Origin of the sequence: Nocardia sp. CC213A, from assembly GCF_030766805.1 — a bacterium.
GTDB classification, from domain to species: domain Bacteria; phylum Actinomycetota; class Actinomycetes; order Mycobacteriales; family Mycobacteriaceae; genus Nocardia; species Nocardia otitidiscaviarum.
The window spans coordinates 30,819-48,444 of the sequence record NZ_JASFXA010000030.1 but is presented as its reverse complement, the minus strand read 5'-3'; the positions used below and the strand labels follow the sequence as shown (position 1 = coordinate 48,444).

The following is a 17,626-nucleotide window of genomic DNA, read 5'->3' as shown; positions in this document are numbered from 1 at the left end:
ATGGATGTGCGCCACGCACGTGTGTGGCAACCACAGTCCCCGAATAGCGAGGCTAACGAAATGGCCGGATTGACCGTTTCTCGCATGGATTTCGGCAACTTCATGGAAGCAATCCGGAAGAAGGCTCCGCGTAGCGCGCTACTGGCGGCGGCGAATCATCTCGAGGTGACACGGTTCGTCCTCATGCGCATGGAGGACGGCTCGCCCACCAAGCTGACGACGCCACAGATCAGAAGCTTGCTCGACTTCTACTGCGCCACAGAGACAGATCGCACCGAAGCGCTGCGGTTGTGGCAGGAGATTCGTAAGCAGGACAAAGCCGCTAAGGCACAGGGGAACTCGAAGGGCTTCTGGAAGGCGTACAGCGACCAGGTCGCACCGAACTTCGAGAAGTTCCTGCGTCTCGAGGGTGTCGCTGAGGAGATCGTCGCCTATCAGCCCTCCATTGTTCCCGGCCTGCTCCAGATTCCCGACTACCGGCGCGCGATCATCCGAACGGATGAACCCGACCTTCCTGCCGTCGACACCGAACGGCGGTTGGCGCTACTGCGGCAGCGCCAACTCCGGTTGGATGACCCAACGTTTCGGCTCGAGTGCTTTCTGTCCGAAGCCGTCATGCGAAATCGTCCCTGCGAACTGTCCGTCATGGCCGCACAACTCCGCTGGCTGGCCGAGGTGGGCGAACGGGAGAACATCAGCATCCGCGCCATACCGTTCTCGGCAGGCCCGCACCGCGGGCACACAATCCAGATCTTCACGCTGCTCCGGTTGCCCAAAGGGCAGAGCGGGATGGTGTTACCACCGGTGGTGTACGCAGAAGGCTTGATCGGCAGTGTATTCCACGAACAGGCGAGCGAGGTCGACGTGTATGAGCGCGCGATCACGGCACTGCGGGCAGTAGCGTTGACAGAAGAAGACACCAGAACCCTAGTATCCCAATCGATTAAGGAGTATGCGCCGTGAAAGAGTCGGTATCAGGGACGTGGTACAAGTCGAGCCGATCCGATGCCGGGAAGCAGTGCGTCGAGCTGTTTCACGCGGAAAGTGCTGTCGGCGTGCGTGATTCCAAGAATCCCGGTGGGCCGGAGCTGTGGTTCACCCCGGAGCAGTGGGACAGCTTCCTCGCCAGCGGCATTTGGCAGGGCTGATCACACCCGTCGGGCGCGGCCTGCGGGGATGATGCATTGTCCGTGGCGTTCAACTGCCACGGCGAGGTCTTCGGGTGCAGATGCGGTGGCTGTCTCGGCGCTGTCCGTCCGGGGGCTGCCCATCGGCGTCCACGGAGACCTGCGGCAGGTTCGGAGCGGTGTCGGGAGCGGCCAGCCAGTGCCGGTGTTGTTCGGCGGCGTGCGCGTAATCGGCCAGAATCTGGCGGCGGGCGTGGGTGAGTAGTTTGTCGCCGTGGTGGCGGGGGTTGACACGCGGGGTGCGGGTGGGGTCGACGTGGTGGGGGGCGATCCAGGTGGCGGGGCCGACGGCGCCGGACCCGAGGGGCGGGGCGGGGGTGCTCCAGCCTTGGGGGGTGTTGGTGATGCGAGCGTGGCAGGGGTCGCAGGCGAGGGTGAGGTTTTCGATGTCGGTGGGGCCGTCGGCGACGTGTTCGCGTTTGTGGTGGACGGCGCAGTAGACGGCCGGGGCGTCGCAGCCGGGTCGGGTGCAACCGCGTTCGGCCGCGATGAGGGCGAGGCGCTGCCACGGGGAGCCGAGTCGGCGGCTGCCGCCGAGGTGCAGGGGCATGCCGGTGTGGTCGAACACCACCAGGGTCGGTATCGAACGCTGCGCCATGCGCAGGGCCTCGGTGATCGACATGCGGGTGCCGGATGCCGTGCGTGCGACCGCGTCGCCGGGCTCGACGATCGAGTCGATGCCGAGAGCGCGTTCGACATCGCCGAGGTTCATGGTCAGGATGACCGATACCGGCAGGCCGCGATGGGTGCCCAGGCGCTGCGGGCCGCCGCTGGCCGCTAGGAATGCGGTGAGGGCGTCGTGGTTGCGCTGCCCGGCCGAACGCCGGTCGCGCCGGGCAGCGGCCTCGATCAGGGCGGGGTCGACGGCACCGGCGGCGGTGCGGGGGCTGTCGGGGTCGTCGGGGTTGTTCGTGCCCGGCCGTCCCCATTTCGCGAAGACCATGTCCAGGAAGGCCCGCAAGGTCGGATCGACCAGGCCGTTGAGCGGCGACATGCCGTCGGGGCGCTGGCAGCCCGGAACCAGCTGACGCTGCCGGGAGCGGTCGCGGTCGTCGGGCAGCGCGCCATCGGGGTCGAGATAGCCGAGGATCTCGTCGCCCACGCGAGGGAGATCGTCGGGGGTGACCTTGCGAGCGGTGTCGGCCAGCACGAGTTCGGCCGCTTCGCGGTCGGTGCGGGGCACCGCGTGCGGAATCCGCTGCATCACCTTCATGATCTGGCGGGCGTGGTCGGCGGAGATCGCACCATCGGACTGGGCGCGTGCGGTATTCGGCAATTCGACCGCGCCGTCGAGTCCGGCCAGCAGATGGAATCGGCCCAGTTTCTCGGCCATGCGATAGCGGGAATTGGCGTCGGCCCGGGAGATTCGCAGGGTCTCGACCAGAAATTGTCTGGTGCCCGCTACACCGGACCGTTCGCCCAGTGAACGGTCGGAGGTTTCGATTACCAGCTTGTGCGACAACGCATCCAGCAGCCGCCGCGCGGTTTCGACCTCGCGCATCCATTCGACGAAATCGTCATCATTCATGCGGGTGAGATCGCAGGTCAGTGCGCTGGTCGCCGCTGCGAGCATTTCGCGGGCGATGCCGCGCTCCTGAATTCCCCCTCCCCCGTTCATATCTCGATTCTATCGCGAATCGCATTGCGAGAGAACAGGAAATCTATTTGACCTGCGATCAATTCTCATCCGATTGGCCCGGTTCAACTGCCGCCCCGGTACCGCCTGCCGTGCACTGTCGGCGTCCGTATGACGGACAGCAGTTCGGCGAGGGCCGTTCGGGCCGGATGTCCGGATTCGGCGAGTGTGCGCGCCAGCTCGCCGCGTTCGGTCGGCGGCGTATCGGCCAGTTGCTCCAATACCGCTGCGGGGCCGCCGAGTTCGAGCAATTGCAGCATGCTTTCCGCCATGGCGAGCAGGCCCTCGTCATCGGTGATGTCGGCCGTGCTCAGTTCGCCGTCGGAGACGAGCTGGGCCACCACCAGCGGGGTCAGCACCGGGTCGCCGCGCAGGGCGCGCAGTAGGCGCGGGCCGTCGGGGAGTGCCAGGGTCAGGATACGCAGCATGGCGGCCGCGCGGCCGCGGAAAGGGCAGTCCCGGATCGCCTGGAGCAGCGGCTCACGGTCGCCGTGGTGGGCGTCGAGCCAGCCGTGGATCTCCAGATGGGCGGTCTCGGCGGTGTAGTGGTCGGCGATGACGCCGAGCAGTCCGGCGGCTTCGGCGGCGCGCAGTTCGCCGACGACTCCGGCCTCACGCCCCTCGGCGAGCAGCCGGTCCCGCATGGCGGCGGTGCCCAGGTCGGTCAGCGCCAAGAGGGTGCCCGGTTTGCGTAGATCGGTGCGTAATGCCTTGCGCGCCTTGGCATCGAGCCAGGGCACCGGATCGAACTCGGGGTCGCTGAGATCCGACAGGTACATCGGGTCCGCGACGCCACGCGTCAACTCGACGGCACCGAGGCGGTCCAGCACCTGGAATGCGGTCAGCAGGTCCGCGCGGATACGCGCCCGCTCGTCCAGCGGTGAGCCCGAGAGCGGGAAGTCCGCGTAGTTCTCCGACCACTGCGCCCACACCGGCTCCTCGAGCCGCCGCAGCGGCATCGGGTGCGGCATGCCGTACAGGGTGTTGAGCATGTCCGGCAGCACCAGCTCGTGCACATCCGACAGCAGGGCCAGCTCATCGAATCGCGTTGTGCCGTAGACGATCTCCGGCGATGCGAGAACCGCGTCGAAGGCGCGCCGCCACAGCGACAGGGGATCACGCAGCAACGGACGCGCCTTGGCCACCTGGCGCAGTTCGCCCTGTACGACACGTACCAGACGCAGGTGTTTCGCCCACGCGACCAGCCTGGACAGCCCCGGGAGCCGCGTCGCGTCGCGGACGCCCGTCACATCGTCGCCGGTGTCGAGCAGGGCGACCAGTTCGCGGGCGTCGGCAATCCGCAGGCGGCGCTGCGCCGTGAGCGGGCGGCCGGTACCGGCCCAGTCCACCAGCAGCCGCAGCTGGCGCACCACCGGTGCCGACTCGGCGGCCGCGACCAGATCCACATGATCCGGCAGGACGACCGGCGGTTGGGCGAAGGTCCGCACGGGGGCTTCGTCGCCGCCGAGCAGGTCGGGGACGTGGCTGATCAGCCCGGATTCCAGGAGCGCCACCAGTTCGTCCACCTCGGCCGGATCCAGATCGGCCGAGTCGAGGTCGGCCACATCCAGATCGCCGGTCAGCACCCGCATCAGCGCCTCGGGGATCTCCGCGTCGGCACCGTGCGGACCGGACGGGCTGTGTGCGCCGAATGCACTGTGTGGATCGGATGCACCGTTCGCCCCTGGTACACCGCCGGTCCCGAACGCGCCGGACGATCCGAACGCACCGTCCACGCGGTTCGCACCCGGAACACCGCCCGCCCGATCCGCCCCCTTCACACCCGGAACGTCGCCCGCCCGGTTCGCACCCGGAGCGTCTTCGGCGCGACCTGCCCTCGGAGCTCCATCCGTGCGGCTCGCCCACGGAGCTTCATCCGCTTGGTCTGCCCGGCTCACCTCGAGAGCGTCGTCTGCCCGGCTCGCACCTGGAGCGTCGTCCGCCCGGCTCGCCCTGACAGCGCCACCCGCCCGGTCTGCCCGGCCCGCCTCCAGAGCACCGTCCATCCGGCCCCACCCGCTCACGCCCGGAGCGCCGTCCGCGTCCAGAGACTGGGCCCTTTCCAGGGCGAGGGAGGTGCGTAGTTCCGCGCGGAATTCGGGCTCTGTCTCGGTGATCGCCGCCAGGAGCTCGTCGAGCCCGCTGCCTCGGGGGTCCAGCAACCCGTTGTCGGCCAGGTAACCGAGCAGGGTTCGGAGCGTATCCGGGGCGTCGGCGGCCCGGCCGATCTCGGACGCGGCATCGGGGATCCAGTCCAGCAGCACATCGCAGACCGCATCCGGCGTCCAGTGCGCGAGCCGGCCGTCGCTGCTCAGGTGGCGGGCCTCCAGCGCGACGCCCGCGATCGGCTCCACGATCGGCGTCCCCCGCTGCCGCGCCCACTCCGCACAGCGCCGCACCAGGAGCTCGGCGGCGACGGTGAACTCCTCGTCCTCCTCGAGGTCGAAATGCAATCGCATACCGAAACGGTAGGCGCTTGCGGCCACGGCGACCGCGCACTGGACCCATCTGGGGATAAACCGCCTGAAATCTGTGGATTGGTGATGTTCTCTGTGGATAACTCCTGGACTTGCCAGCGGAATCTCAGCCGCAGCCGGTAGCGTGGCGAGCTGATGTGCCAGTAAGAGGAGTCAGCTTGTGAATTCGGGGCGGGAAACCGACCGGCCGGACGAAGCCGGGTCGGCCGTGGCTGTGCTGGAGCGGACCGTCCCGGAGACCGCCCCTCCCCTGTCCCGGCCCCGACGCATCGCGCACCGCCTCCGGCTCGCCCGCGCCGACCTCCTGATCGCGGGCGGCTATCTCGCGCTGGCCGTGCTGGTGCTCTCCGGACAGTGGCGGCATCCCGATAACGGGTACCTGATCAAGAGCGGTCAGGACCAAACGATGTGGGAATGGTTCTTCGCCGTCACCGCGCACAAGGTCGCGAACCTGGAGAATCCGCTCGGCACCGTGCTGCAGAACTATCCCGACGGCGTCAACATGATGGCGAATACCGCCATGTTCGGCGTCGGCGTGCCGTTCACCCCCATCACCCTGCTGTTCGGGCCGACCGTCACCTTCGTGCTCGTACTCACCCTCGGGCTGGCCGGAACGGCCCTCGCCTGGTACTGGCTGTTCTCGCGCCACCTCGTCGACTCCCGGCCCGCGGCGGCGATCGGCGGCCTGTTCTGCGGCTTCGCGCCCGGCATGATCTCGCACGGCAACGCACACCCGAACTTCGTGGTGCTCCTGCTGCTGCCGGTCATCACCGCGCAATTCCTCCGCTTGGCCAAGCGCGCGGAAACCGCCGGCGAAGACCGGGACACCGCGACAGCGCGACCGTTCGGGCGGCGCGGCCGCGACGCCGTGATCCTCGGCCTGCTGGTGGCGATGCAGATCGCGCTGGGCGAGGAACCGCTGCTCATCTACGCCATGGCCTTCGGCGTCTTCGCGCTCGTGTACTACCTGCACCGGCCGCGAGCGGGCTGGCGCGTGCTGCGCGGCATCACGCCCACGGTCGCCCTGGCCGCGCTGATCACGGTGGCGCTCACCGAGATTCCGCTGTGGTGGCAGTTCTTCGGGCCGCAGTCGTACCGGTCCATCGACCACGGCCCGATGGGCAACGATCTCGAGGCGCTGTTCCAGTTCCCCTCCGAATCACTGGGCGGCATGCTCTCCCCGGGCACGAACGTGGCCATCAACCCCACCGAGGAGAACTCCTACTTCGGCTGGCCGCTGCTGCTGCTCGTCACCGTCAGCGCGATCCTGCTGTGGCGCAACCGGGTGGTGCGCGCGGCGAGCGTGGTGATCGTGGCGTTCACCCTGCTGTCGCTGGGGTCGACCCTGATGATCGGCCGCGAGGACACCGGAATCGCACTGCCCTGGCACTGGTTCGAGCAGCTGCCGCTGGTGAATTCGGTGCTGGAATCGCGCTTCACCTTCGCCGCCGTACCGGCCATCGCCGCCATTCTGGCGCTCGCGACGCAGCGGGCGGTGCAGTACTGGCGTGCGTCGGCGACCGACTGGCGGCCGCTGGCCTGGTTCGCCGCGCTGGCCCTGGCGCTGGTGCCGCTCACCCCCACCATTCTTCCGGTGGTGCAGCGCACCCCTACCCCGGCCTTCTTCGCCGACGGCACTGTGAACCGGTATGTCACCGACGGTTCCGTGGTGATCGTGCCGCCGCCGACCCCGCCGGACGCCCGCGCCCTGCGCTGGCAGACCGCCGCCGACTTCAGCTTCCCGCTGGCGGGCGGCTATTTCGTGGGGCCCACCGGTGTCGACAAGAAGGGCCGCTACGGCCCCGACGACCGGCCCACCGCCGCCCTGCTCATGAAAGCACAGAAAGGCAACCGGGTTCCGGTCGTCGACGACGCGCTGCGCGCCCAGGCGCTGGCGGATCTGCGGTACTGGCAGGCCGATGTGCTGGTGCTGCCGCCCACCGAAAACGGCGAGGTCCTGCGCCTCACCGTGGACCAGTTGCTCGGATTCCACGGGCAGCGCGTCAACGGCGTCTGGATATGGGACGTGCGCGGACTCGTCTGAGCCTGAGCCACCGAGACCACGGCATTTCGCTCCGGGGTGGTGCTGTTGCGGTATCGGACGAGCAAGGGTCGATAGCATCGACGTCCGTGCGCGCAGACACCCGAGCGTTACCCCGACTCCGCCTGATCGCCCTGATCTCCGGTCTGCTGGCCGTCGTGCTGGCAGTGCTGATGCCCGTCCTGCCGATCGAGCAGGACCGGCCGACGCTGCACTGGCCGCAGGGCGAGACCGCGAATCTGGAGGCGCCGCTGGTGTCGTACACGCCGCTGGAGCTCAGGGTCGCACTGCCGTGCGAGGTGGTGCGCGACGGAGTGCAGGCCGGCACACTGTTCTCGACCGTCCCGGCGGCATCCGGGCAGGCGGTGGACAAGGGCCTGGTGGTCCGGGTGGAGGACGAACCCGAGACCGGCCGCACCGTACAGGTGCTGGTGCGCAATATTCCGCTGCTGTCCGCCCCGCTGGCCGAACTCGCCGACTGCGGGGCGCTGACGGTGACCTCGTCCGCCGCCGAGACGCGCACCGAGATCACCGGTGCGACACGGCAGGACGGCACGCCGTTCGCCGGGCAGGTCGGCGGCGACGCGCGACCGCAGGTGGTGGGCATCTTCACCGATGTGCCACGGGACCGGCTGGGCGCGGCCACGGCCGCGGTCGAGATCGACGCGCGCTTCACCTCCAGCCCCAGCCTGCTCAAGCGGCTGGCCATGATCGGCGCGGTGGTGTTCACCATCATCGCGCTCATCGCCCTGCATCTGATGGACACCACCGACGGACGGCGGCACCGGCGCTTCCTGCCCGCGCACTGGTGGAAGGTCTCGCTCGCCGACGTGACCGTGCTGGGCACGCTGGTGCTGTGGCACGTCATCGGGGCCAATACCTCCGATGACGGCTACATCCTGAATATGGCTCGCGCCTCGCGCGAGTCGGGGTACATGGCCAACTACTACCGGTGGTTCGGGGTGGCCGAGGCACCGTTCGGATGGCCGTACGAACTGCTGGCCTGGATGACGCGCATCAGCGATGCCAGCCCGTGGATGCGGCTGCCGTCGCTGCTCGCGGGCATCGTGTGCTGGCTGGTGATCAGCCGAGAAGTGCTGCCGCGCCTGGGCGCTCGCGTGCGCCGCGACCGGGTGGCGCTGTGGACGGCCGGACTGGTGTTCCTGGCCGCCTGGCTGCCCTACGACAACGGGCTGCGGCCCGAACCGCTCATCGCGGCGGGCGCACTGCTCACCTGGTGCTCCATGGAACGCGCCATCGCCACCGGACGGCTGCTGCCCGCCGCCGTCGCCGTGCTCATCGCCGCGTTCTCGCTGGCCGCGGGGCCGACCGGGCTGATCTGCCTGGCCGCGCTCATCGCGGGTTCGCGACCGGTGCTCCAGCACATCATCAAGCGGGCGCGGGCGGACTACCCGATGGTGCATCAGACCGTCGTGCCACGCTCGGAGGTGGAGCGAGAAGCCGCCGAATCTCCGGACTCCGGCGCGGCCGACGAGCCGCAGGCCGCGAAAGCGACACGCGGCGGCGACGCACCCGCCCGTTCCACGGCGGAGGGCAAGTCCGGCTGGGGCGCGGCGGTACTGCGGTATGCCGCGCTGCTGGCTCCGGGGGTCGCGGCCGGAACCCTGGTGCTGGTGGTCGTTTTCGCCGACCAGACGCTGGCCACCGTCATGGAGGCGACGCGGGTGCGCACGCTGGTCGGGCCGAACGTGGCCTGGTTCGACGAGCGCACACGGTGGGATTCGCTGCTCATGCTCTCCCCCGACGGCTCGCTGTCCCGGCGCTTCGGGGTGCTGATCATGCTGCTCTGCCTCGGTGTGTGCGTGCTGGTGATGCTGCGCAAGAACGGGCGGATTCCGGGCACCTCGCGCGGACCGTCGGCGCGGATTCTCGGCATCGTGTTCATGTCGCTGTTCCTCATGATGTTCACCCCCACCAAGTGGACCCACCACTTCGGCGTGTACGCGGGGCTGGCGGGCTCGCTGGCCGCGCTCACCGCGGTCGCGGTGGGCGTCAACGGGATTCGCTCGCCGCGCAATCGCTCGCTGTTCACGGCGGCGGTGTTCTTCCTGCTCGCCATCACCTTCACCGGGTCCAACGGCTGGTGGTACGTGTCCAGCTACGGTGTCCCGTGGTGGGACAAGGCGCCGTCCATCGCCGGCAAGGGTTTCTCGACGCTGTTCCTCGGGCTCGCGGTGGTGTTCCTACTCGTCGCGCTGATCCAGCACTACCGGCAGCCGTACGCGAAAACCCCACGCGGGGTGCGGCGTTTCGACAAGTTCGCCACCATGCCGCTGACCATCGCGGCGGCCGCGCTGGTGGTGTTCGAGGTGGCGTCGCTGGCCAAGGCCGCCGTCACCCAGTACCCGGCCTACTCCATCGCCGAGTCGAATCTGCGTGCGCTGGGCGGGGATTCGTGCGCGCTGGCCAATGAGGTGCTGGTGGAGACCGATACCGCCGATTCGCTGCTGCATCCCTTCGACGGGTCGCCCGCCGACGGATTGAACGCCGAGAACACCGGTTTCGCCCCCGACGGGGTGGCTGCCGACCTCACCGCCGACGAGGAGGAGACGGTCACCGGCAGCGCCAATTCCGTCGGCACCGAGGACAACAAGACCAGCAACACCACCGGCGCGGGCACCGGCGGCGGCAGCCGCCAGCAGGCCGGGATCAACGGCTCGAATGTGGCGCTGCCCTTCGGGCTCGACCCGTCACGCACCCCGGTCCTGGGCAGCTACACCCAGGACGAGCAGCGGATCGCCGACCTCACCACGCACTGGTACCGGCTGGATCTGACCGACAGCATGCGCGACGACCCGGCCTACCGGGTGCTCGTGGTCACCGCCGCCGGTCGCATCCGCTACATCGACGCCGACGGCGTCGAAACCTACGGCCAGGACCTGTGGGTGGAATACGGCACCCGTGCCGACGACGGCACCGTGACCGATGTCGGGCGCATCCGACCCATCGACATCGGCCCCGCACCCTCCTGGCGCAACCTGCGGGTGCCGCTGCGCGATATTCCGGCCTCGGCCAACGCCGTTCGCCTGGTCGCCCACGACGCCGACATCACCCAGAAGCAGTGGCTGGCGGTCACCCCGCCGCGCCTGCCCAAGCTGGCCACCCTCGACGCGGTCGTCGGCCGCACCGCCCCGGTGCTGGAGGACTGGCATGTCGGCCTCGCCTTCCCGTGCCAGCGCCCCTTCGACCACCACGACGGCGTCGCCGAGGTCCCGCGGTGGCGCATCATGCCCGACCGGGTCGGCTCCGACGCCTCCAACGCGTGGCAGGACGATATCGGCGGCGGCCCCCTGGGCTGGACCGAGCTGCTCCTGAAAGCCCAGACCGTGCCCACCTATCTCGACGACGACTGGGGACGGGACTGGGGTTCGCTGGAGAAGTTCACGCCGTACGTGAGCGACGCCGAACCGGCGGAACTGGACGTCACGGTGCAGACGCGTTCCGGGCTGGCGGACGACGCCCCGATCCGGGCGCGGTGAGTCGAGGCCGAATCGATCGGCGTTGTCGGTGGGCACCCGGTGGGCTGGTCGATCAGGTCCGCGCTGATGGGTCGTGCGCGGATCAAGCTCGCCACGGCGACACCGGCCGATTCGGCGAGCGGCGCGCGTCCGGCACCGACGACCCGCGCTGAACTCCGTCGACTGACTCCTGACCAGACGCCGAGCCTCGCTCCGAGGCCGCGTTGACCTGGAGGTTCGCCGGGCGACTCCGCGAGTATTTCCGGCTGGAATCAACTTGCCCCGGTATACGTCCCGCAACGGCCCAGTGAACGCGGTCACTCACGGTGTTCCCAGATACCATCTCTCTCCGTGCCCGACGCCACCGCCGCTGTTCTGACCAAGCCGACACCGCCCGAGACGCCCGCCGCGACGCCGCGTGACTTCCGCACCGCGAAGCTCATCGCGATAGTCGCGGGCGTGCTCGGCGCGCTGCTCGCGCTGGCCACGCCGTTCCTGCCCGTCAAGCAGACGACGGCGGTGATCGACTGGCCGCAGAACGGGACGCTGGGCAATATCCAAGCGCCGCTCATGTCGCAGGTGCCCATCGACCTGGATGTGAGCATCCCCTGCGCGGCGGTGACGCAGCTGGCCGATCCACGGGGTGGGATCCTGCTGTCGACCGCGCCGCCACAGGGGCGGGAGGCCGACCTGCAGGCGCTGTTCGTGCGGGTGTCGGGCGAGACCGTGGATGTGGTGGACCGCAATGCGGTGGTGGCGTCCGCGCAGCGGTCCGAGATGAGCGACTGCTCGCAGATCGTCATCACCTCCGACCGCACGCGCACCCACGCGAAATTCGAGGGCCTGACCCGGACCGTCGAGCGGCCGGTGCCCGGCGGCGGCACCGAGACCGTGGTGGTGCCGCTGGAGGGACAGCTGCTCGGTGATCTGCGGCCGCAGGTGGTCGGCGTGTTCACCGATATGGTCGGCGAGGTCCCGGCTGGACTGGCCTTCACGATGACCGTGGATTCGCGGTTCTCCTCCACGCCGACCGTGGTGAAACTGGTCGCGCTCATCGGCGCGGTGCTGCTCACCCTGATCGCCATGGGAGCGCTGGGTGTCCTCGACACCGCCGACGGGCGCGGGCACCGGCGCATCTTCCCGCGGCACTGGCTCGAGCCCACCTGGGCGGACGGCGCGGTGATCGGCACCCTCACACTGTGGCATTTCGTCGGCGCGAACACCTCCGACGACGGCTACATCCTCACCATGACCCGGGTCGCGCCGCACGCGGGCTACATGGCCAACTACTTCCGCTGGTACGGCGTGCCCGAAGCGCCGTTCGGCTGGTACTACTACGTCATCCAGGCGTTCGCCGAAATCTCCACCGCCAGTGCGTGGGTGCGGATTCCGGCGCTGCTGTGCGGCATCCTCTGCTGGCTGGTGATCAGCCGCGAGGTGGTGCCGCGGCTGGGGCGCGGGGTGCGCAACTCCAAGGTGGCGCTGTGGACCGGTGGACTGGTGTTCCTGGCGTTCTGGCTGCCCTACGACAACGGCCTGCGCTCGGAGCCCATCGTGGCCCTGGGCGCGCTGCTGACCTGGGTGTCCATCGAGCGGGCCATCGCCACCTCGCGGCTGCTGCCCGCGGCCGTCGCGGTCCTGATCGCTGCGTTCACATTGGCCGCCGCGCCCACCGGACTCATGTGCGTGGCGGCGCTGCTGGTCGCCATCCGGCCGCTGGTGCGGATCGTGGTGCGCAAACACCGGGAACTCGGCACCACCGCACTGCTCGCGCCCATCGCCGCGGCCGGATTCCTGGTGCTCGTCGTGGTCTTCGGCGACCAGACCTTCGCCGGAATCATGGAAGCCAATCGGGTGCGCCAGGCCACCGGCCCCAACCTGGCCTGGTACGAGGACTACCTGCGCTACTACTACCTGTTCGTGGAGACCGTGGACGGTTCGCTGTCGCGGCGGTTCGCGTTCCTGATCATGATCCTGTGTCTGATCACCACCCTGCTGGTGCTGCTGCGGCGGCGGCAGATCCCGGGTATCGCCAGCGCGCCGACCTGGCGGCTCATGGGCGTGGTCTTCGGAACCATCTTCTTCATGATGTTCAACCCGACCAAGTGGACGCACCACTTCGGCGCGTACGCGGGCATCGCGGGCTCGCTGGCGGCGGTGACGGCGGTGACGGTGTCGGCCACGGCGCTGCGGTCCCGCAAGAACCGGTCGGTGTTCCTGGCGGGGCTGCTGTTCACCCTCGCCGTCGCCTTCTCCGGCATCAACGGGTACTGGTACGTGTCCAGCTTCGGGGTGCCGTGGTTCGACAAGCGGGTGTCCCTGCAGGGCTACCAGTCCAACACCTTCATGCTCATCCTGTTCGGACTGGCGTTGGCGCTGGTGGCCTGGCAGTCGCTGCGCGAGGGCTACGCCAAACCGCCCGCCGACGCACGAAGCAAGCGCGGCAGGCGGATTCGCAAGTTCGCCGCCATCCCGCTCACCGTGGTGGCCGCGTTCATGGTGCTGTTCGAGGTGCTGTCACTGGTGAAGGGCGCGTACTCGCAGTACCCGGCGTACTCGCTGGCCCGGTCGAATATCGACGCGCTGGGCGGCAATTCGTGCGGACTCGCCAATGACGTACTGGTGGAAGCCGATCCGAACAGCGGCAACCTGCGACCCCTCATCGACCCGGAGCGGCCGCCGCTCAACGGTGACCCGCTCGCCGGGGAGAAGCCGGTCGGGTTCTCGCCCAATGGCATTCCCCAACAGCTCGACGCCGACGCCGTCGAGGTGAAGCCCGGCACCGGCAACACCTCCACCCAGACCATCGGCCCCGCCTTCGCCGAGGGCGAGAACGCCGGAACCGGCGGCGGACTGGGCGCGGAGGGCGTCAACGGCTCCATCGCGGCGCTGCCCTTCGGACTCGACCCGGCCACCACACCGGTGATGGGCAGCTGGCAGGACGGGGTGCAGCAGCCCGCCGAGTTGTATTCCAGCTGGTACGAACTGCCCGCCCGCTCCGCGGACGCGCCGCTGGTGGTCATGTCGGTGGCCGGACGCGTCATGTCCTTCGACGACACCGGGCGCATGACCTACGGCCAGGACCTGTTCCTGGACTACGGGCGGCGGCTGCCCGACGGCGGCGTCGAACAGCTCGGCTCGTACCGCCCGCGCGACATCGGTCCCGCGCCGTCCTGGCGGAATGTGCGGGTGCCGCTGGACGAACTGCCCGGCGACGTCGACGTGGTGCGCATCCACGCCAAGGACCCGATCCTCATCGGTGACCAGTGGCTGGCGTTCACCCCGCCGCGCGTGCCGAAGCTCCAGTCGCTCAACAACTACATCGGCGGCACCCAGCCGGTGCTGCTGGACTGGGCCGTCGGCCTCCAGTTCCCCTGCCAGCAGCCGTTCGACCACCGCTACGGCGTGGCGGAGGTCCCGAACTACCGCATCCTGCCGGACCGGCCGCTCGCCATCAGCTCCACCAATACCTGGCAGGCCGAGGAATTCGGTGGGCCGCTCGGCTTCTCGCAGATGATCGCAGGATCGGTCACCATCCCGACCTATCTGAAGGACGACTGGGCCCGCGACTGGGGTTCGCTGGAACGCTACGACCAGTTCTACCCGGCCACCCCGGCCGAGATCACCACCGGCACCGAAACCCGTTCCGGCTGGTGGAGTCCCGGCAAGATGCGGGTCTGAGTCGGGCGATTCAACGCTGCCCCGCGGCCACCGTTTCCCGGACCGCCGCCGCGACGGCGCGAAAGTCCTTGCGCAGCACGTGCGAATGGTTGCTCGACACCTTCGCACTGAGGCTGATGCGCGGGTTGCGGGCGCACACCGCGTCGAGGCTGGTGCGGATGCGTTCCTGCTCGTCACCGCGGCTGCCGAAGGACGTCCCCGAGGCCACCACATAGCGGGTCGGCACGGTGATGCCGTCCAGCACCGGACCGAGTTCACGCTCGCGGGAGAGCTTGCCGAGTTCGATATTGCTCTCGGCCTGCTGCGCCGCCGACATGCGCGGTGTCAGACCCGTCGGGCGCAGCAGCGGCATGACCCAGTTCAACCGCTTGAACAGCGTGCGGATCCGCTGCTCCATGGCGTCGTCCAGCCAGTCGTACGGGAACGCGCCGTCGACCAGCACCGCGCCCACGGCACGATCCGGATTGCGGGCGGCCCAGTGCGCGCCGACGAACGCACCGTAGGACCAGCCCACCACCAGCGCCCGCTCCACCCCCCGGGCGGCCAGCACGGCGTCCACGTCCCGGACGGCGGCCTCGAAGGAATAGTCGGCCGAACGCTTCGACTTGCCGCGCGCCCGCTCGTCATAGGTGATGTGCCGGAACTCGGCACCGAGTTCGGCGACGACCCGCTTCCAGTAGCCCTGGGTGGCGAACTGGCCGTTGAGATAGACCACGGGGATACCGGAACCGCCGGTATCGGTGACGGCCAGGGCGGTGTCCTCGACCGGCACCATGCCGGTCCAGGTCGACGTGATCGCGGTGGCTGCGGAGGTGTTGTTCTTCGTCATGACAACCACTCTCGGCATCCGGCCTGATGCCGAGCTGACACCGGCCTGATACGGCCGCTGACACCGGATTACGCCGGTCGGTGACACTCCTCCGATCGGCTCACGGTGACGGCGAACCCGTGGTGCTGCCGCACGGCGGGTTCGTGGATGTGCGGATGTTCAAGCCCGCGCTGCCGCTGCGGCAGCCGATCCGCCGCGCCGACCGTTCCCAATCCCTGAATCGGCGGCACTGGAGTTCACCGGGCGATATGGGCGACCCACTCGTACACCGGCAGGCTGCCCTCCGGCGTCTCCGCCCAGCGCGGCGTCACCTTGAACCGCTCGTAGCCGTCCTCGAAGGCCACCCGCAGTTCCACGCCCGGCGGGGTGATGGGGACGATCCGCGTCTTCAGGCCGTCGGGCCCGCCTTCGAGTACGGCCTTCGGTTTGCTACTCATAGCTGAAGGCTCTCATATGCGGGGCTATCGACTGACCGATTCCCGGTAATCCGGGGTGTCGGAGGGGGTAGCGCCCGCCGCGCTGACGCGCGGCGGGCGCGGGGAAAGTGGGAGGGCGCGCCGGACGCGGGCAAGGTGGCTCGCGTGCCGGACACGGGCAAAGCGGCTCGCGTGCCGAACGCGGGCAAAGCGGCTCGCGTGCCGAACGCGGGCAAAGCGGCTCGCACGCCGAACACAGGCAAAGCGGCTCGCACGCCGAACGCGGGCAAAGCGGCCTCGCACGCCGGGCACGGGCTGGCTTCTACAGCGGCAGCAGGTGGTGTTTGCGGGGGTTGCGGGCGACGGTCTTGTCGCGGAGCAGATGCAGCGCCCGGCGGATCTCCAGGCGGGTGGTGGCCGGTTCGATGACGGCGTCGATGTAGCCGCGTTCGGCCGCCACCCAGGGGGTGGCGACGGTGGCGTTGTAGAAGTCGATCATCTGCTGGCGGATGGCGGCGCGCTGCTCCTCGGGGGCCGCGTCGATGGTCTTCGCGCCGATCAGGCTGACCGCGCTCTCCGCGCCCATGACCGCGATGCGGGCGGTCGGCCAGGCCAGATTGACATCCGCGCCGAGCTGCTTTGATCCCATGACGGCGTAGCCGCCGCCGTACGACTTTCGGATCACCACGGTCACCTTGGGGACGGTGGCTTCGACGAAGGCGAACAGGAATCGGCCGCCGCGCTTGATGACGCCGATCTTCTCCTGCTCGACCCCGGGTAGGAAGCCCGGCGTGTCCACCACGAACACCAGCGGGATCTCGAAGGCGTCGCAGAGCCGGATGAAATGGGCGGCCTTGTCGGACGCGCGGGCGTCCAGCGCACCCGCGTACACCATCGGCTGATTCGCGACCACACCCACACTGCGGCCGTCCACCCGGGCGAACCCGCAGATCATGTTCTTGCCCGCCGACTCACCGAACTCGTGGAAATCGCCGTCGTCGAAGATGCGCAACAGGATCTCGTGCATGTCGTACCCGGCATTGTCGGCGTCGGGCACGATCGAGTTCAGTTCCAGATCGGTTTCGGTGATCTCCGGCTCCAGGCCCGGATTCACGATCGGCGCCAACTCCTGGCAGCTCGACGGCAGATACGACAGATACTCGCGCACCCACTGGAACGCCGCCGCCTCGTCCTTGGCGACATGGTGGATATTGCCGTACTGCGCCTGGCTGTGCGCGCCGCCGAGCTCCTCGAGACTCACATCCTCGCCGGTGACCTCGCGAATCACCTTGGGGCCGGTGACGAACATGTAGGCGGCCTCGGTCGCCACCACCACATCGGTATTGATCGGCGCGTACACCGCGCCGCCGGCACAGCTGCCCAGAATCATGGAGATCTGCGGCACCAGACCCGACAGCGGCTCCTGACGGCGGCCCAGCTCGGCGTACCAGGCCAGCGACGTCACCGCCTCCTGCACGCGTGCGCCGCCGGAATCGTTGATGCCCACCACCGGACAACCCACCTTGGCGGCGAACTCCATGATGCCCGCGACCTTGCGGCCGAACATCTCACCGACCGAACCGCCGTACACGGTCTGGTCGTGGGAGAACACCGCCACCGGGCGGCCGTCGACGAGACCGTGCCCGGTGACGACGCCGTCGCCGTACAGCGCCTTCTTGTCACCGGGATTGCGAACCAGCGCACCGATTTCCACGAAGGAGCCCGGATCGAGCAGCATATTGATCCGGTCGCGGGCGGAAGGGATACCCTTGCGCGCCCGCTTCGCGACTCCCGCTTCACCCGCCGGTTCCCTCGCGACGTCCAGCTTCTGTCGCAGGTCGGCGAGTTTCTCGGCGGTAGTGCTCACTGGTCTCCTTTCG

The 17,626-nt window shown here is 68.9% G+C and carries 10 protein-coding genes; 5 read left to right on the top strand and 5 right to left on the bottom strand.

What is annotated here, in order from left to right; translation table 11 throughout:
* The first annotated feature begins 60 nt into the window (after positions 1-60).
* Both QJS31_RS35075 and QJS31_RS35070 read left to right on the top strand, forming a co-directional pair.
* Entirely contained in the window at positions 61-963 is a 903-nt protein-coding gene (locus tag QJS31_RS35075; RefSeq protein WP_306358814.1) for a DUF5753 domain-containing protein, read from the top strand.
* The gene (locus QJS31_RS35070) at positions 960-1,148 is read left to right on the top strand and encodes a DUF397 domain-containing protein (RefSeq protein ID WP_282781245.1); all 189 of its coding nucleotides are present in this window, start codon (positions 960-962) and stop codon (positions 1,146-1,148) included. Before QJS31_RS35075 ends, QJS31_RS35070 begins: the two co-directional genes overlap by 4 nt.
* Positions 1,149-1,197: 49 nt before the next feature.
* Here QJS31_RS35070 and QJS31_RS35065 read toward each other — a convergent pair whose 3' ends face one another.
* Positions 1,198-2,805 carry an HNH endonuclease signature motif containing protein gene (locus QJS31_RS35065; protein ID WP_282781247.1) on the bottom strand — a complete coding sequence of 536 codons (1,608 nt, stop codon included), beginning with the start codon at positions 2,803-2,805 and terminating at the stop codon, positions 1,198-1,200.
* Positions 2,806-2,888: 83 nt separating this feature from the next.
* Positions 2,889-5,282: a hypothetical protein gene (locus QJS31_RS35060; protein WP_282781249.1), complete on the bottom strand. Its 2,394-nt coding sequence runs from the start codon at positions 5,280-5,282 to the stop codon at positions 2,889-2,891.
* Positions 5,283-5,508: 226 nt separating this feature from the next.
* Here QJS31_RS35060 and QJS31_RS35055 point away from each other — a divergent pair, with 226 nt between their 5' ends.
* The 3 genes from QJS31_RS35055 (at position 5,509) to QJS31_RS35045 (ending at position 14,501) form a co-directional block, all read left to right on the top strand.
* Positions 5,509-7,344, top strand: coding sequence for a DUF6541 family protein (locus QJS31_RS35055; RefSeq protein WP_372341733.1), 1,836 nt, complete (start codon positions 5,509-5,511; stop codon positions 7,342-7,344).
* Between the two features lie 86 nt (positions 7,345-7,430).
* Positions 7,431-10,841: an arabinosyltransferase domain-containing protein gene (locus QJS31_RS35050; protein WP_372341729.1), complete on the top strand. Its 3,411-nt coding sequence runs from the start codon at positions 7,431-7,433 to the stop codon at positions 10,839-10,841.
* A 330-nt stretch (positions 10,842-11,171) separates the two neighbouring features.
* Complete coding sequence (locus QJS31_RS35045; protein ID WP_372341728.1) at positions 11,172-14,501, top strand: arabinosyltransferase domain-containing protein; 3,330 nt, start codon at positions 11,172-11,174, stop codon at positions 14,499-14,501.
* Positions 14,502-14,511: 10 nt separating this feature from the next.
* On the opposite strand, the gene QJS31_RS35040 is transcribed toward QJS31_RS35045, so the two are convergent.
* The 3 genes from QJS31_RS35040 to QJS31_RS35030 all read right to left on the bottom strand — a co-directional run bounded on the left by QJS31_RS35040 (position 14,512) and on the right by QJS31_RS35030 (position 17,613).
* The gene (locus QJS31_RS35040) at positions 14,512-15,330 is read right to left on the bottom strand and encodes an alpha/beta hydrolase (RefSeq protein ID WP_282781253.1); all 819 of its coding nucleotides are present in this window, start codon (positions 15,328-15,330) and stop codon (positions 14,512-14,514) included.
* Positions 15,331-15,566: 236 nt separating this feature from the next.
* Positions 15,567-15,767 carry a DUF5988 family protein gene (locus QJS31_RS35035; RefSeq protein ID WP_282781254.1) on the bottom strand — a complete coding sequence of 67 codons (201 nt, stop codon included), beginning with the start codon at positions 15,765-15,767 and terminating at the stop codon, positions 15,567-15,569.
* A 301-nt stretch (positions 15,768-16,068) separates the two neighbouring features.
* On the bottom strand, positions 16,069-17,613 hold the full coding sequence (locus QJS31_RS35030) for an acyl-CoA carboxylase subunit beta (RefSeq protein ID WP_029930422.1): 1,545 nt from the start codon (positions 17,611-17,613) through the stop codon (positions 16,069-16,071).
* Positions 17,614-17,626 lie beyond the last annotated feature (13 nt).